At 68.0% G+C, this 16,122-nt stretch carries 15 protein-coding genes and 1 pseudogene; 9 read left to right on the top strand and 7 right to left on the bottom strand.

What is annotated here, in order from left to right; translation table 11 throughout:
- Nucleotides 1-50 precede the first annotated feature (50 nt).
- The 3 genes from AB0I35_RS21420 to AB0I35_RS21410 are packed head-to-tail and all read left to right on the top strand — an operon-like array spanning nucleotide 51 to nucleotide 3,815.
- On the top strand, nucleotides 51-1,433 hold the full coding sequence (locus AB0I35_RS21420) for a styrene monooxygenase/indole monooxygenase family protein (protein WP_357397899.1): 1,383 nt from the start codon (nucleotides 51-53) through the stop codon (nucleotides 1,431-1,433).
- A gap of 37 nt (nucleotides 1,434-1,470) precedes the next feature.
- Nucleotides 1,471-2,586 (top strand): dimethylsulfone monooxygenase SfnG, encoded by a 1,116-nt coding sequence (sfnG, locus tag AB0I35_RS21415; RefSeq protein WP_357397898.1) that lies wholly within the window; start codon nucleotides 1,471-1,473, stop codon nucleotides 2,584-2,586.
- On the top strand, nucleotides 2,586-3,815 hold the full coding sequence (locus AB0I35_RS21410) for an SfnB family sulfur acquisition oxidoreductase (protein ID WP_357397896.1): 1,230 nt from the start codon (nucleotides 2,586-2,588) through the stop codon (nucleotides 3,813-3,815). Before sfnG ends, AB0I35_RS21410 begins: the two co-directional genes overlap by 1 nt.
- Before the next feature lie 96 nt (nucleotides 3,816-3,911).
- On the opposite strand, the pseudogene AB0I35_RS21405 reads toward AB0I35_RS21410, so the two are convergent.
- The 6 genes and pseudogenes from AB0I35_RS21405 to AB0I35_RS21380 all read right to left on the bottom strand — a co-directional run.
- Nucleotides 3,912-4,445 (bottom strand): annotated as a pseudogene (locus AB0I35_RS21405) (MerR family transcriptional regulator); the annotation flags it as partial.
- 191 nt (nucleotides 4,446-4,636) lie between these two features.
- Nucleotides 4,637-5,110 carry a bifunctional nuclease family protein gene (locus AB0I35_RS21400; protein WP_067488679.1) on the bottom strand — a complete coding sequence of 158 codons (474 nt, stop codon included), beginning with the start codon at nucleotides 5,108-5,110 and terminating at the stop codon, nucleotides 4,637-4,639.
- Nucleotides 5,111-5,260: 150 nt separating this feature from the next.
- A complete protein-coding gene (locus AB0I35_RS21395; RefSeq protein WP_357397894.1) occupies nucleotides 5,261-6,016 on the bottom strand; it encodes a MerR family transcriptional regulator in 756 nt (251 codons plus the stop codon).
- Between the two features lie 70 nt (nucleotides 6,017-6,086).
- Complete coding sequence (locus AB0I35_RS21390; protein WP_067488683.1) at nucleotides 6,087-6,572, bottom strand: FHA domain-containing protein; 486 nt, start codon at nucleotides 6,570-6,572, stop codon at nucleotides 6,087-6,089.
- Between the two features lie 108 nt (nucleotides 6,573-6,680).
- On the bottom strand, nucleotides 6,681-7,079 hold the full coding sequence (gene gcvH / locus AB0I35_RS21385) for a glycine cleavage system protein GcvH (protein WP_067488684.1): 399 nt from the start codon (nucleotides 7,077-7,079) through the stop codon (nucleotides 6,681-6,683).
- A 42-nt stretch (nucleotides 7,080-7,121) separates the two neighbouring features.
- The gene (locus AB0I35_RS21380; protein WP_357397893.1) at nucleotides 7,122-7,757 is read right to left on the bottom strand and encodes a CDP-alcohol phosphatidyltransferase family protein; all 636 of its coding nucleotides are present in this window, start codon (nucleotides 7,755-7,757) and stop codon (nucleotides 7,122-7,124) included.
- Nucleotides 7,758-7,879: 122 nt separating this feature from the next.
- Between AB0I35_RS21380 and AB0I35_RS21375 the strand changes: the two genes are divergently transcribed.
- From AB0I35_RS21375 to AB0I35_RS21365, 3 genes are all read left to right on the top strand, one after another.
- The gene (locus AB0I35_RS21375; RefSeq protein ID WP_357397891.1) at nucleotides 7,880-9,277 is read left to right on the top strand and encodes a DUF2252 domain-containing protein; all 1,398 of its coding nucleotides are present in this window, start codon (nucleotides 7,880-7,882) and stop codon (nucleotides 9,275-9,277) included.
- Between the two features lie 132 nt (nucleotides 9,278-9,409).
- A complete protein-coding gene (locus AB0I35_RS21370) occupies nucleotides 9,410-10,291 on the top strand; it encodes a nuclease-related domain-containing protein (RefSeq protein WP_357397890.1) in 882 nt (293 codons plus the stop codon).
- Between the two features lie 22 nt (nucleotides 10,292-10,313).
- Nucleotides 10,314-10,964, top strand: coding sequence for a phosphatase PAP2 family protein (locus AB0I35_RS21365; protein ID WP_357397889.1), 651 nt, complete (start codon nucleotides 10,314-10,316; stop codon nucleotides 10,962-10,964).
- On the opposite strand, the gene AB0I35_RS21360 is transcribed toward AB0I35_RS21365, so the two are convergent.
- Nucleotides 10,879-12,810, bottom strand: a complete 1,932-nt coding sequence (locus tag AB0I35_RS21360; protein ID WP_357397888.1) for an acyl-CoA dehydrogenase — start codon at nucleotides 12,808-12,810, stop codon at nucleotides 10,879-10,881. The two genes, AB0I35_RS21365 and AB0I35_RS21360, sit on opposite strands and share 86 nt — an antisense overlap.
- A 101-nt stretch (nucleotides 12,811-12,911) precedes the next feature.
- Between AB0I35_RS21360 and AB0I35_RS21355 the strand changes: the two genes are divergently transcribed.
- From AB0I35_RS21355 to AB0I35_RS21345, 3 genes are read left to right on the top strand one after another with little or no spacing between them, the layout of a single operon-like run.
- Nucleotides 12,912-13,559 carry a TetR family transcriptional regulator gene (locus AB0I35_RS21355; protein ID WP_357397887.1) on the top strand — a complete coding sequence of 216 codons (648 nt, stop codon included), beginning with the start codon at nucleotides 12,912-12,914 and terminating at the stop codon, nucleotides 13,557-13,559.
- Nucleotides 13,560-13,561: 2 nt separating this feature from the next.
- On the top strand, nucleotides 13,562-14,479 hold the full coding sequence (locus AB0I35_RS21350) for an ABC transporter ATP-binding protein (RefSeq protein WP_357397886.1): 918 nt from the start codon (nucleotides 13,562-13,564) through the stop codon (nucleotides 14,477-14,479).
- Nucleotides 14,476-16,107, top strand: coding sequence for an ABC transporter permease (locus AB0I35_RS21345; RefSeq protein ID WP_357397885.1), 1,632 nt, complete (start codon nucleotides 14,476-14,478; stop codon nucleotides 16,105-16,107). Before AB0I35_RS21350 ends, AB0I35_RS21345 begins: the two co-directional genes overlap by 4 nt.
- Nucleotides 16,108-16,122: the final 15 nt, after the last annotated feature.

Genomic DNA, 16,122 nt, shown 5'->3' with positions numbered 1-16,122 from the left:
CGCTGATCGCAACACTCTTCATCGGGTGCAGGTCAGCGCAGTATTCCGGTATGACATCGCAGACTCCCGCTTCCCGCTCCACTCGTTCGGCCGCGGTAATCGGCGCCGGCCAAACCGGCGTCACTGCGGCGCTAGGACTACTCGACGCCGGTTTCACCGTCACCCTCTACAGCGACCGAGATCAACGCGCACTGCGCGACGAGGTCCCCGCCACCGGCACCGCCCTCGAATTCGGCGAAACCCAGCAGGCCGAAGCCGCGCTCGGGCTCGACAGCTACACCGGCCGCGCACCCCGCCACACCGGACTCAGTGTCCGCATCGCCGGACCGGAGAACGCCGAACTGATCGCGTTCGACGGCACCTTCGACGGGTATGTCGGGGTCGCGGTCGACACCCGCCTCAAGGCCGACGAACGACTCACCGCCTTCCGGGCGCGCGGCGGCGAGTTCGTCGTCGACGACGTCACCCCGCAGGCACTGGACGCGATCGCCGCCGCCAACGACCTCACCCTGGTCGCCACCGGTCGCGGCGGATTGTCCGGCCTCTTCCCGATCGACACCACCCGCACCGTCTACGACAAGCCGCAACGCTCGCTGCTCACCGTCACCGTGACCGGCCTCGGTTACGACTCCGGCGTGTTCGCACACCGCGGCCCGGCAGGCGGTGCGCACAGCCTGTTCTCCATCCTGGCCGAGCAGGGCGAAGCGTGGTGGGGTCCGTACCTGCACAAGGACGTGGGCCCGAGCTGGGCCTTCCTCGGCTGGGCACGTCCCGGCAGCGACTGGGAGACCCGATTCGCCGCGGCCGATTCCGCCGAATCGGCGTTGCGCATCGTGAAAGACCTCTACCGCGACTACATCGACTGGGATCTGCCGGAGGTCCAGGCCACCCAGGTGATCGCCGAAGACCCGCACTCCTGGCTCAAAGGCGCGGTGCGGCCGGTCGTGCGGGCGGGCGTGGGACGCACCGAGGGTGGCCACCCGGTCGCCGCCCTCGGCGACACCGCGGTCGCCTACGACCCGGTCGCCGGACAGGGCGCCCAGAGCGGGCTGATCCAGGCCCAGCGCCTGGTCGCGGCCGCCGCGGTGCACGACGGGCCCTTCGACGAGCAGTGGATCGGCGAGCAGTACGCCGCGTTCCTGGCCGCCCGCAGCGATGCCGCCGCCAAGGTGACCCGGCTGTTCCTCAGCGACCCCGAGTTCGCCGACATCGGCGGCCAGTTCTTCGCCACCGCCGCCGTCGACCCGCGCTTCGCCTCGGCGCTGGTCGGGCTGCTGCACCGACCGCAGCCGTTCCTCGCCATCGACACTCCCGAGGACGCCGCCGCCTACATCACCCAGGTCACCGGCGTCGACGCGGGCGAACTGCTGGCGAAGTTCGCACCGGCGGGCCGCTTCGCGCGGTCGACATTCGCACCGGTCGCCGTCGGATAGCCACACCCCACCCGCCCGCCCGAACTCTGGAGCAACTATGACAACCGAGCGGATCACCGACCAGATCCAGTTCGCCTACTGGGTGCCGAATGTCAGCGGTGGCCTCGTCACCAGCGATATCGAACAGCGCACCAGCTGGGATTACGAGTACAACAAGAAGCTCGCGCAGACCGCGGAACGCAACGGCTTCGACTACGCCCTCTCGCAGGTGCGCTACACCGCCTCCTACGGTGCCGAATTCCAGCACGAGTCGACCTCGTTCAGCCTCGCGTTGCTGTTGGCCACCGAACGGCTCAAGGTGATCGCCGCCATTCATCCCGGACTCTGGCATCCCGCCGTGCTCGCGAAGTTCGGCGCGACCGCCGATCACCTCTCGAACGGCCGGTTCGCGATCAATGTGGTGTCGGGCTGGTTCGCGGGCGAATTCCAGGCCCTCGGCGAGCCGTGGCTCGAGCACGACGAGCGGTACCGGCGCAGCGGCGAATTCCTCGAGGTGATCCGCAAGATCTGGACCGAGGACGAGGTGAACTACGGTGGCGATTTCTATCGCATTCGCGATTTCACCCTGAAGCCGAAACCGCTCAACACCCCGAACCGGCCCAATCCCGAACTGTTCCAGGGTGGTAATTCCACGGCGGCCCGACGCAACGGCGGCCGCTACGCCGACTGGTATTTCTCCAACGGCAAGGACTTCGACGGCGTCACCGAACAGCTCGACGACCTGCGTGCCGTCGCCCGCGACAACGACCGCGAGGTGAAATTCGGGCTCAACGGGTTCATCATCGCCCGCGACACCGAGAAGGAAGCGCGCGATACCTTGCGCGAGATCATCGAGAAGGCGAACAAGCCGGCGGTCGAGGGTTTCCGCGACGCGGTGCAGCAGGCAGGAGCCTCGACCAGTGACCGCAAGGGTATGTGGGCGGATTCGTCGTTCGAGGATCTGGTGCAGTACAACGACGGGTTCCGCACGCAACTGATCGGCACACCCGAGCAGGTCGCCGAGCGGATCGTCGCCTACCGCGACCTCGGGGTGGACCTGATTCTCGGCGGCTTCCTGCATTTCCAGGAGGACATCGAGTACTTCGGGGCGAAGGTGCTGCCGTTGGTCCGTGAACTCGAGGCGGCCCGGGTTCCCGCGACGGTGGTCGGCTGATGACCGCGGCCACCGCCGGGCGCATCACCTCCGCCGACCACGCCGTGGCCGTCGCGGCCGAGCTCGCCCACGAGTTCGCGCCCGGCGCCGCCGCCCGGGATCGGGACCGCGAACTGCCCTACGCGCAGCTGGATCGCCTGGCATCGTCGGGTCTGCTCGCGATCACGGTTCCCGCCGCATTCGGTGGGGCCGATCTGGCGCCGAGCGTGGTGACGGAAGTGGTGCGGATCCTGGCGGTGGCCGATCCGAATATCGCGCAGATCCCGCACAGCCATTTCGTGTACGTGAATCTGTTGCGGCTGGCCGGCACCGACGAACAGCGACGCCGATACTTCGGCGCGGTTCTCGCCGGTGCGCGCATCGCCAACGCCCAATCAGAACGCGGTGGCCGAACCATCACCGAAATCTCGACCACGCTGCGGCCGGTGGACGGCGAATTCCGGATCGATGGCACGAAATACTATTGCACCGGTTCGCTGTTCGCGGATTTGCTCGCCGTGCTGACCCGGCTCGACGACCCCGACGAGCGCAGCGGTCTACCCGCGGGCGAATACATCGCCTATCTGCCCACCCGCACCTCGGGCGTCCGGATCGTGGACGACTGGAACGGCTTCGGTCAGCGCACCACCGGCAGCGGCACCGTTGAATTGGCGGATGTGCGGGTGCGGGCCGAGCAGCTCGTTCCCCGCGCGAAAGCCCTCACCGGACCTACCGCCTACGGCGCGTACGCCCAGCTCCTGCACGCCGCGATAGATACGGGTATCGCACGCGGAGCCCTCACCGCCGCAACCGAATTCGTGCGAAAGCACGCCCGCCCCTGGTTCGAGGCCGGGGTCGAGCGCGCCGTCGACGACCCGCTGCTCATCCAGCGGTTCGGCGAATTGGTGGTCACGGTGGCGACGGCCGAAGCGACGCTGGCGGCTGCGGCGACCGCCGTCGATTCGGCGGTCCACGCGCCCGGTGGTGACGCGGATGAGCGCGGTGCCGCCGCCCGGGCGTCCCTGGCGGTCGCGACAGCGAAGATCGTCGCCGACCGCGCCGCAGTCGAGGTATCCGCCGCGCTGTTCGAAGTCAGCGGAACCCGCAGCGCCGCCGCCGACCTCAACCTGCACCACTTCTGGCGCAACGCCAGAACCCACACCCTGCACGACCCGGTCCGCTGGAAATACCACCATCTCGGCCGCGCTCTCCTCCACGACAGCCCGCCCCCTGCCCATGGCACCTTCTGACCCTGTTTCGTCGGGCGGTGTATGCCGGGTCCTCGCCGCTCCTGCGCGAACTGGACCCGGCACCTTCCGGGGCGTTCGCCCGAGAGCGGCGCACCGCTAACCGGTTTTTCGGTTCTCCCTGGCCTTGCGCCGGTAGGACAGCTCGTCCTCCGGGCGGTCGGTGATGGCGGTGGCTCGTTCGGCGGGGAAGTCCGCGATGGCGCCGGTCAGTTCCCGCATGGCGCCGCTGACCGCGATTCCGAAGACGCCCTGCCCGCCCTGCAGTAAATCGACGACTTCCTCGGGTGAGGTGCATTCGTACACCGAGGTGCCGTCGGAGAACAGGGTGATCCCGGCCAGATCGCCCACGCCACGACTGCGCAGATGATCGACGGCGATCCGGATGTTCTGTAAAGAGATGCCCGCGTCCAGCAGACGCTTCACGATCTTGAGGACAAGGATGTCCTTGAACGAGTACAGCCGCTGGCTCCCCGATCCCGCCGCGCCCCGGATCGACGGGACGACCAACCCGGTCCGCGCCCAGTAGTCGAGCTGACGGTAGGTGATTCCCGCGACCTGACACGCGCTCGGCACCCGGTAACCGACCAGATCATCCGGAACCGAGTCGTCCGGGAACAAGCCAGGCTGCACTACATCCTGCGTTTGCTCTTCCACTGACCGCTCCTTGCTCTGCCGACGTTCTCGAGTACCGGAGTCACGACGGATGTTGCCCGACTTTCGAGGTTACTCCTGTCATTGTCGGACCCATACGGTCATCGGACCAAGCACCGTGAGCGGCGATTCCCTCGACCTCTACTTCAGGGTCAGAAAATAGTCCGGCGCTAGCTGTCGGTCGCCTTGAAATCGTCGGGAGACACCGAGTCGAGGAACTCCTTGAACTTCTCGACCTCGTCCTCGCGCTCGTCGGGCATCACCAGCCCGGCCTCGGCGAGCACCGGCTCCTCGGCGAAGATCGGGCATCCCACGCGCAACGCGATGGCTACCGAGTCCGATGGTCTGGCCGAGACCCGCAGGTCGCCGTCGAACACCAGATCGGCGTAGAAGGTGCCCTCCTGCAGATCGACGATCCGCACTTCCTTGAGGGTGTGTCCGAGTTCGGTGATGAGAATCTTGATCAAATCGTGGGTGAGCGGACGGATGGGGGTGACCCCTTCCTGCTCGAGCACGATCGCGGTGGCCTCGGCCTGCCCGATCCAGATCGGCAGATACCGCTCGCCCGCCGCCTCCCGCAGCAGCAGCACGGGCTGGTTCTGTGGCTGCTCGACACGGATGCCGATAACGCGCATCTCACTCATGCTGTCACACCTCGCATGCTCGGGCGGCCTCCGTGGTTACGCTCCGCTGCCGCCTCCGGCCCCTGACCTCTCATGCGATGCCCTGCCTCCCATACTCGCCGCCGACGGCACGACCGCTGCCCCGCTCGGTACCAACGAGTCTAGGCGAATTCAGTTGCCGAGCGCCGTACGCACTGCGGCTTTCACCAGTGCCGCATGCAGGTTCAGCGACAACGCGGCCAATTCGCGAACTGTTTCCTCGGCGCGGGCCCGCGCATCGGCGTCGCGGCTCTTCGCGATCGGTGCGGCGATCTGGGCGACCAGCGCCGCCTCACGGTCGGCGGCCAGCTTGAACGCACGCAGATGCCGTGCCTCCAAACCGAATTCGGCCATCGCCTTGGCCGCACGCGCCAGCGTCACCGCATCTGCTTCGAAGAAGCCACCCGCCCCGGGGACGATGAGTCCGGCGCGGAGCAGGTCGTCGAGGAAACGCTCCTCGATGCCCGCCTTGGCGAGCAGATCGGCGCGGGTGAGCCGCACCGCGACATCGAAACGTAATTCTTCGGGCGTGATCTCCCCCGGAACGACACCGAGGCGGCGCGGCGCGGCGGGCGCGTCGTCCTCGGTGTACTCCTTGACGCCACGCAGGGAGTGCGCGCGAGCTCGTGCCTCACGCACACCCAACGTCGCAGCACCGCTGTCGATCGCTTCCAACTGCTCCTTGATCACCTTCAACGGCAGGTACTGATCGCGCTGTGCGGTGAGCACGAAACGCAGCCGTTCGTAGTCGGCCACCGAGAACCGCCGGTATCCCGACGGTGTCCGTTCCGGCCGGATCAGGCCCTCCGATTCGAGGAACCTGATCTTGGAGATGGTGATGTCGGGAAAATCTGGTCGCAGCAGGTCGAGCACGGAGCCGATCGACATCCCTCCGCGCGCCCACTGCGCCGCCCCGGTCACAGCACTGCGCCCTTCGCGAGCACCAGCACCGGACGGGTCATCGCGAACCCGCGCCCGTCGACGACTCGGTGGCCTGCGCGCGCGGCCCCGTCAGGAAGACCAGCCGGAACTTGCCGATCTGGACTTCGTCGCCGTTCTGCAGCTCCGAGGAGTCCACCGGCTCCCGATTGACGTAGGTGCCGTTGAGGCTGCCCACATCCACCACCTGGAACGAGTCGTCGTCCTGCCGGAACTCGGCGTGCCGACGGCTGACGGTGACGTCGTCGAGAAAGATGTCACTGTCGGGGTGGCGACCGGCCGACGTGGTCGGCTGGTCGAGCAGAAAGCGCGAACCCGCGTTCGGGCCTCGCTTGACCACCAGGAGGGCGGCACCGACCGGCAGGCCCTCGACGCCCTGCACCGGCTGTTCGCCGGCCGGCTCTCCGGAGCGCGACGAATCGACCTCGTTGAGGAAATCCGCGCGGAAGACCGATGTCGTCTCGGCCGCGGTCTCCCCGTAACCCGGGTCCCTGTTCTCGCTCACCGTTTCTCTCCTCCTCGAACCTGATTATCCATGCAAGCAGGTGCTGTCTTCGGCATTGACCGTACCCTGCCGGGGCGTGCCCGTGCAGGGAGAACTGTGAAGGCTGCGTCAGCCCCCGATAACTCCTTGATAACCCGCCGCATCCAGCAGTTCGGCGAGCGCCGCGTCCAGGCTCGCCGCGTCGTCGAAGGCGAGCTCGAACAACCAGCCCGCCTCGTACGGGTCGCTGTTGAGCGTCTCCGGGGCCTGGACCAGATCCTCGTTCACCGCAACGACTTTGCCGCTGAGCGGGGCGTAGATGTCGGACACGCTCTTGGTCGATTCGACCTCGGCGATGCTCTCGCCCGCCGTGACGTCGGCGTCGGCGTCGGGCAGCTGGACGAACACCACGTCACCGAGCTGTGACTGCGCGTAGTCGGTGATACCGACACGGACCGCTGTCGGGCTGGTCCGCCGCACCCATTCGTGCTCCTCGGTGTAGTGCAGATCCTCAGGGGTCCGGGTCACAGGACGTCCTTTCGTCGTGAACGTTGCACGCAACAGTAACGGCTAGCTCCCTCGGTGCGGCACAGGCGGTATCGATCGTGCGACCGCGACCGCCAGACCCGCGTAGAGCACCCCGGTCCACACGTACAGTGCGGTGCCCCAGATCAACAGTGCCCAACCGAAGGCCCAGCCGAAACCCGCCCCCACCCAATCCATTTCCCCGGTGAGCAGCCACGGCAGACCCGACATCAGCGCGAAGGTCGCCGCTTTGCCCAGGTAGATCACTTCCGGCGCGGGCAGCTCACGGCGTTTGTACACCGACAGGGTCACGGTGAGAACAAGGTCGCGAGCGATCAAGATCACTGCCAGCCACCACGGAATCAGGTCGCGCAGGACGAAGGCGGCCAGTGTCGTCAGCAGATACAGGCGGTCGACGAACGGGTCGAGCAGGGCGCCGAGGCGTGAGGACTGATCGAGCAGTCTGGCCAGTTTGCCGTCCAGGAAATCGGTGAAGCCGCTGGCGATCAGCAGGGCGAAGGCCCAGCCGTCGGCGTGTGCGACCAGCATCAACCACAGGAAGACGGGGATGCCGATGAGGCGGAGCACGCTCAGGGCGTTGGGCACGGTCAGGATGCGGTCGCTGAACACGCCACCGCCGTCGGTGTCGCTCGTGCCAGGCGTTCCCGATTCGGTTGCCACGCCCCTGCATACCGCACCGACCCCCCGACGCGCCATCCGGCCACGCCGAAACCCGCGCCCATTTCGTGGCGGGTGATCGGTCGCGGCGCTGTCCGGCCGCGGAACCGCTAACCTCGACAGTCGTGTCCGACAGTGGTATCGATCTGCGCTCCTCCGTCTCCCCCGAGCAGGCCCGCGCCCGTGGCCGTGCCGCCGCCGCGAAGGTGCCGGTGACCGAGCGCGATCGCCCGGCCGAGAGCCCCGACCGACCGGGGGTGCTCGAGTTCGTCGAGGCCAGCAACCAGGGCAGGCTGGAACACCTGATCCCGTTGCGCATCGGCAGGATGGCGGCCTCACCGTTCAGCTTCTTCCGCGGCGCGGCGGGCCTGATGGCCGCCGATCTCGCGGCCGGCCCGGACAGCGGTCTGCCCGCCCAGGTCTGTGGCGACGCGCACGCCGCCAACTTCGGTCTCTACGGCACCCAGCGGGGCGAGATCGTGATGGATATCAACGATTTCGACGAGACGATCCTCGGGCCGTGGGAATGGGATCTCGAACGCCTCGCCGCGAGCCTCGTCCTGGCCGGACGCGAGAGCGGTGCCGACGCCGACGACTGCCTGCGCGCGGCCCGCGACGCCGCGGCCTCCTACCGCCGGACCGTCGCCGGGCTCGCCGAGCTGCCGTTCCTGCAGTCCTGGACCGATCTGCACGACGAGTCGATTCTCACCAAGGCCAAGGCCCAGGACCTGCACGACAACTTCAAGAAGGCCGCCAAGAAGGCGCGCAAGAACACCAGCGCGAAAGTGGTCGCGAAACTCACCGAGCACATCGACGATCACGAGACCGGCATCCGCAAGCATTGCTTCATCAGCGATCCGCCGGTCCTCACCGCGGTCGACGAGCGGGTCCGCGAGGCGGTGATCGACGGGCTGGAACGCTACGCGGGCACCATCCGGGAGTCGCGGCGCACGCTGCTGTCGCGGTTCGCGGTCTCCGATGTCGCGTTCCGGATCGTCGGCACCGGTAGCGTGGGGCTGCACAGCTACGTGGTACTGCTGCACGGCAACGACGGCGAGTCACTGGTGCTGCAGGCCAAACAGGCCAGGCCGTCCGCGCTCGCGCCGTTCCTACCCGCGACCACGCACCGGCACGAGGGTGAACGCATCGTCGCCGGGGCGCGCAGCGTGCAGTCCGATACCGACATCCTGCTCGGCTGGACGACCATCGAGTTCGACACGCCGCTGCCGTTCATCGTGCGTCAGTTCCGCAACTTCAAGGGCGCCATCGACCCGGCCGAGTTGTCCGCCGACGATCTCGACGACTACGGCAGGCTGGCGGGTGCGCTGCTGGCGCGGGCGCACGCGCGCTCGCTCGATCCGCGCACGCTGGCCGGATATCTGGACGGCGACGGTGCCGACGACGACCGTTTCGAGGAGGCCGTGGCACGCTTCGCGGTGCGCTACGCCGACCGCACCGAAGCCGATCACGCGCAGCTCGTCGCCGCCGTCGAGGCCGGCAAGATCGCCGCCGAACCCAGCTGAGCCGCGCGGCGCCGACCGGGCGCCCGCCGCATCCTGACCGGCATCGGCACGCCGGCGAGCTACGATGTACGCCAACGGTTCTCGGCTTGCGGCGCCACCGACCAAGAAGGGCGGACCTCCATGCTCGTGCGCGTGCAGAATGCGGCAGGCACCGATGCCGAGCGGGCACTGATCAATTGGCTGCGCACCTGGAAGGACCCGGCGAGTCCGCACGGTGTCGCCACCATCAACTGCAGCCTGTTCCACAACGATCGCCTGCACCAGTTCGACGCGGTGGTGTGGACGCCGACCAGCTGTGTGGTGATCGAAGCCGAAACGTTCACCGCCACCCAGCACGGTGTCCTCGAGATCCCGCTCAACGGCCCGTGGATGGTCTCCGGTGAACTCGCGCAGTTCGCCGGTGGTGAGAAGTCGACGCCGCTGGAACGCTCGAGGGAGCACACCTTCGCGCTGCAGGACTACCTTGCCGCGCGGGGGCTCGGGCAGCGTGCGGTGCACGGACTCGGCCTGATCGTGCCGCAGCCCGGCGCCGATATCGACATCCATCAGGGATGGCACGACCCGAGTTTCGACGTGGTCGTCACCGACGATCCCTACCGGCTCGAGCAGTATTTCGAGGTGCTCGCCGAGAAGGAACACAACCGGTGGACGGCCAACGACATCGCCATCGCGTTCCGTGGCCTCGGAATCCTGCCGTACCTGCCCGCCCCGCAGGATCTGCTCAACGAGGGATTCCTCGGGCCGATCGATGTGACGCTGTGGCACGGTGGGCCCACTCAGGCCCAGGCCGAGGCGTACGCGGAGGAGCAGGCACGGCTCGAGCAGGAGGCGCAATCGCGGCGCGGTCTCGTCGCGCCCTGGTACAGCCCGTGGAAGCTGTATCCCCGCGTGGGCGGCGATCTCGATTTCGGGCGCGCGTTCCTGCGGATCGTGCTGGCCATCGGGATGGTCATCGCGATCGTGTGGGTGCTGTGGTTCGTGGTGACCGCCGTGCTCACCTACGGACCCGCCTGAGCCGGGCGCTATCGTCGGGGCCGTGATCCACCCCGGCCAGGCAGCGCGCACGACCGTTCTCGCGGCCTGCGCGAGCGTCACCACACTGATTCCACTGACGTTTCCGGCCGACGATGGGGCGACCGATATCGACCGCGCGGTCGCCGAGCCGGTGGAGCGTTCGCTCTCCCCGGAGTGGGGTTCGATTCTGGTGTCGCCGAGCAACAGTTCGACTGTGCTGATCCTGTTGCTGGGGTTTTGCTGCTGGTTCCTGGTGCGCCGTCAGTGGTGGCGCGCGGTGACGATGCTCGTCGTCCCCGAGGTCGCGGTACTGATCAATACGTGGTTGTTGAAACCATTATGGGACAGGCAGTTACACGACTATCTCGCCTACCCGAGCGGCCACACGGTCCACTTGGTCGCAGTCACAACGAAATTCGCGTGTCTGGTGACGAGCGCCCGGGCCCGGCTCGTGGTCGTCGCGCTCACCGCGCTGATGCTCGTCCCGGTCACCCTGGGGATGATCGAGCGAGGCTACCACCACGCCACCGATGTCTTCGGTGGCGCGGCGGCAGCGGTCACCCTCGCCGTGGCGGGGGTGTGGGCTGTCAGCTGCGGTCGAAAACGCTGGCGTCGTGCAACATCTCGGCCCGCAGCATCGACTCCGGCACACCCATCGCCTCCACCAGCGTGAGAGCCTCGGGACGCAGCCGGTCGACGAGCTCGTTCACCCCGCGCCGAACCGCTTTGGCCCGCTCCACCGACATGAACCGGTGCATGATGTACCAGGCCAGGTTCTCCTCCAGCGAGGAATACACGTAGAGGTCGCAGACGGTTTCGGCCAGCGCCCTGGCATCGGGGTCCTCGATGGCGGCGATCCCGTCGACGAATTCCTCGAGCACCAGCCGGTCGATGTGGGCGGTGCCTGCGGCGAGGATGTGGTCCTGGGCGTTGTTGAACGCCTCGAACGGGCCGGTGTCCTCGGCGCGGGCACGCAGCCGGTGCGCGGCGGTGCGCAGCAGGTAGTCCTCACGGTCGGCGAACAACTGCAGCTGCACGTCGCGCTTGGACAGGTCACCCTCGTCGACCGATTCGTCGTTGCGGTCGCGCAACGTCTGAATGAGCTGGCGCACACCGGTATTGCGGCGAACCACGTCGCCCGCCATCGTCGCGGCGAAGCGCACCCAGCCGAGTGCGTCCAGGTCGCGGACCTCGTCGGCGTAGGCGGTGAGCAGTTCCTTGGCGACCAGCTGGGTGAGGACCACGTTGTCGCCCTCGAAGGTGGTGAACACGTCGGTGTCGGCCTTGAGCGTCACGAGACGATTCTCGGTGAGATACCCGGCGCCGCCGCAGGCTTCGCGGCATTCCTGGATGGCGCGCGTGGCGTGCCGGGTCTGGGCGACCTTCAGACCCGCGGCGCGCTTCTCCAGCGAACGCTGCGCACCGGGCTCGATCTCGGCGCCGCGCTGGACCAGGTCCATCCGGCGCACCAGGTCGTTCTGCGCGAAGGCCAGCGCGAACGACTTCGCCACCAGCGGCAGCAGCCTGCGCTGGTGGCTGCGGTAGTCGAGCAGCAGGGTCTCCGCACCGGTGTCGGGGTCGGCGAACTGACGCCGGGCCAGGGCGTAGCGCACCGCGATGCTCAGCGCCACGCGCGCACCCGCCGCGGCGGCGCCACCGACGCTCACCCGACCGCGCACCAGCGTGCCGAGCGTCGTGAAGAAGCGCCTGCTGGGGTTCTCGATCTCGGAGCTGTAGGTGCCGTCCGGCGCGACATCGGCGTAGCGGTTGAGCAGGTTCTCGCGCGGGATGCGCACGTTGTCGAACACGATGCGGCCGTTGTCGACACCGGGCAGACCGCCCTTGCGGCCGTCGTCGGAGGTGGTGACGCCGGGCAGGTCGGCGCCGTTCTCGTCGCGGATGGGCACCAAGAAGCAGTGCACGCCCTGGTTCTTGCCCTCGGTGACGAGCTGGGCGAACACCGCCGCCATCCGGGCGTGCTCGGCGGCGCCACCGATGTAGTCCTTGCGCGCCGACGGCGTCGGGGTGTGGATCACGAATTCCTGCGTGGCCGGGTCATAGGTGGCCGTTGTCTCGAGCACCGCCACATCGCTGCCGTGCCCGGACTCGGTCATCGCGAAGCAGCCGAGCAGGTCGAGGGAGATGAGCCGCTTGATGTAGTCGCGGTGCCGCTCGGTGCCGAGGTTCTCCACCGCGCCGCCGAACAGACCCCACTGGACGCCGGATTTCACCCACAGCGAGAGGTCGGCGTAGGCCAGCATCTCGAGACCGGTGACGGCGCCGCCCGGATCGCCGGTGCCACCGTTCTCGGGGCGGAACCCACGCTCGGGGTACCCCATTCCCGCGATGACCCGCATCTGCTCGAGCACCCGTGCGCGGGCGTCCTTCAGATCGAGGTCGGGATCCCCGGTGAAGCGGTCGTCGGTGAGCTGGGTGCGTGCCTGTTCCCTGACCGCGCGCCACGGTCCGTCCAGCGCTGCGCGGAGGTGTTCTGCCGTCGTCGATGTGCCGGTAGCCATGCCTTCGACCATAGCCCGGTCGGCGACGTACCGGCGGCGGTGAAACTCCGGCACACACCCTCTTGTGGACCGATTGAACACTCGTTTAGTATATTGAACATGTGTTTAACCAACAGCCCCTTTCGCAAGGATCCCCCACCGACCTGAGCACGGCCGCGCGTATCCGTGACGCCGCGATCGACCTGTTCGGAGAGCAGGGATTCGGTGTCGGCGTGCGCGCCATCGCCACCGCCGCCGGGGTGTCACCGGGCTTGGTCAATCACCACTTCGGGTCCAAGGACGGCCTGCGCGCGGCGTGCGACGAACGAGTGATCGAGATCATCCGCGACGAGAAGTTGCGGGCCATCCGCGCCACCGGTCCGACCGGGATGCTCGACGCGTTGGCCGAGATCGAGATCTACGCCCCCTTGGTGGCCTACATGCTGCGCAGCTTCCAGGCCGGCGGACCGCTTGCCGAGTCGCTGCTCGAGCACATGATCGACGACGCCGTGCAGTACACCCAGACCGCCGTCGACGAAGGCCGCATCAAACCGAGCCACGATCCCGTGGCCCGTGCCCGCTATCTGGTGCTCTGCCATGTCGGAGCCATGAACCTCTATCTGCAGATGCGTAGTCAGCGCGAGGGAAAACTCGACTACCGCAGGGCGATTCGCGAGCTGTCCACCGAACTCACCTTCCCGGCCGTCGAGCTCTACACCCAGGGCATGCTGACCGATCCGTCTCTGCTCGACTCTCTCCTCGAGGAGTAGCAATGCCGTCCCCCACCCAGCAGGTCGTCGAAACCCGCGACCTGCGCAAAACTTTCGGTCGCTTCACCGCTCTCGACGGGCTCGACCTACAGGTCGGGCCCGGTGAGATCCACGGGTTCCTCGGACCCAACGGTGCGGGCAAATCCACCACCATCCGCATTCTGCTCGGCGTGCTCCGAGCGACCGGCGGTTCGGCGCAGTTGTTCGGCCGTGACCCGTGGGCCGACGCGGTGTCGCTGCACGAGCGGATCGCTTATGTGCCAGGCGATGTCACGCTGTGGCCTTCGCTGTCGGGCGGGGAAACCATCGACTTGCTCGCCCGCATGCGCGGTGGCCTCGACCAGACGCGCCGAGCCGAGCTGATCGAGCGCTTCGAACTCGACCCGACCAAGAAGGCGCGCACCTATTCCAAGGGCAACCGGCAGAAGGTGGCGCTGGTGTCGGCGTTCTCCGCCGAGGCCGACCTGCTCATCCTCGACGAACCGACGTCGGGCCTGGATCCGTTGATGGAGCAGGTCTTTCAGGACTGTGTGCGGGACGCGGCCGCGCGCGGCGCGACAGTGCTGCTGTCGAGTCACATCCTCTCGGAGGTGGAGCACCTGTGCGACCGGGTGACCATCATCCGCGCGGGTCGCACCGTCGAATCCGGTTCGCTGCACGAACTGCGTCACCTGAGCCGCACCGCGATCACGGCCGAATTGATCGGCGACCCAGGCGATCTGAGCACCCTACCCGGTGTCGACGACGTGGAGCGTGACGGTTCGACCCTGCGCTGCCAGGTCGACGCCGACAACCTGGGCGCGCTCATCCGGGTACTCGGTGACGCCGGCGTCCGGAGCCTGACCAGCACTCCCCCGACGCTGGAGGACCTGTTCCTGCGCCACTACCACGTCGATCAGCCCGAGAAGGTGCGCGCATGAGCACGCTCACCGCCACCGGTCGCCTCACCGGAACATCGCGCGCCGCGGACGAATTCACCGGCACCGGTCAGATGCTGCGGCTCGCGCTGCGCCGTGACCGGGTGGTCGCCCCGCTGTGGGCATTGCTGATCGGGCTGATGCCGGCGATCCAGGTGGTGTCGATCAAGGATCTCTACTCCACCCAGGAACAGCTCGACAGTTTCGCCACGACGACGGCCGCCAGCCCCGCGCTGGTCGCCATGTACGGCCCGGTTTTCAGTTCGGCCCTCGGGTCGATCGGCACCTGGAAGGCCGGGGCCATGTACGCGCTGATCGCGATCGCGGCCGTGCTCACCGTGATCCGGCATACCCGGGTCGAGGAGGAGACCGGGCGCGCGGAGCTGGTCGGCGCGACGAGGATCGGCCGGTTCGCCGGCCTCACCGGCGCGCTCCTGCTCACCTACGGTGCGTCGGCGATCGCCGGAATCGCCTGTGCGGCTTCGTTGCTGGCGACAGATCTGCCCCTCGCCGGGTCGGTCGCGTTCGGTGCGGCACTGGCCGGGTCCGGTGTCGTCTGGGGCGCGGTGGCCGCGGTCGCCGCGCAGCTGAGCACGGGTGCCAGGATCGCGCGTGGCATCGCCCTGGGATCCCTGGGTGCGGCGTTCGCGGTACGTGCCGTCGGTGACGCGGGAAACGGTGTGCTGACGTGGTTTTCGCCGGTCGGCTGGTGTCTGCAGATCCGGCCCTTCGCCCAGGAACGCTGGTGGGTGCTCGTGCCGCTGCTCGTCCTCGGTGCCGGTGCGACACTGCTGGCCTACCAGCTGTTGCGCACCCGTGACCTCGGCGCGGGTCTGCTGGCCGACCGACCGGGACCGGCTACGGCGGGCACCTCGCTGTCGGGACCGTTCGGGCTGGCCTGGCGGCTGCAGCGCGGGTCGCTGCTCGCGTGGACGACCGGGTTCGCCCTCTACGGTCTGCTCATCGGTGGCGCGGTGACGGGCATCGGCGACATGCTCGACGGCAGCGAATCGCTGCGTGATGTCATCACCTCGCTCGGCGGTTCGGACGATCTGGAGAAGTCGTTCATCGCCTACGCGATCGCGATGCTCGCGGCCGCCGCTGCGGCCTACTCGGTCTCGGCCGTGCTGCGACTGCACGAAGAGGAGAACACCGGTCGCACCGAAAGCGTGCTGGCGGCCGCTGTCGGCCGGCTCCGGTACGCGGGCAGCCATCTGCTGTTCGCGCTCGCAGGACCGGCAGTGGGCCTGCTGGCCGCCGGACTGGCGATCGGTGTGGTCTGGGGCGCGACCGGTGGTGATCCCGGAAGCAAGATCGGCCAGGCGCTCGCCGCGGCGGCCGTGCAATTGCCCGCCGTGTGGGTGGTCACCGCCGTCGCGGTGCTGCTCGTCGGCGCCGTGCCCCGGTTCGCGCCGCTGAGCTGGGGCGTGTTGAGCGCGATGGTCGTCGGGTTCCTGCTCGGCTCACTGGGCAGCTTCCCGCAGTGGGTGCTCGATCTCGTGCCGTTCGTGCATCCACCGAAGCTGCCGGGTGCGGAGTTCACCGCCACCCCGATCGCCTGGTTGCTCGCGGTCGCGGGAACCGGCATCGCCGTGGGCTTGTTCGCCTACCGTCGCCGCGATCTGCGCTGAAACGGACTGGGCCGG

Source organism: Nocardia sp. NPDC050378 (genome assembly GCF_040655675.1).
Classification (GTDB): Bacteria; Actinomycetota; Actinomycetes; order Mycobacteriales; family Mycobacteriaceae; genus Nocardia; species Nocardia coubleae.
This window is presented reverse-complemented; position numbering and strand designations above follow the sequence as displayed.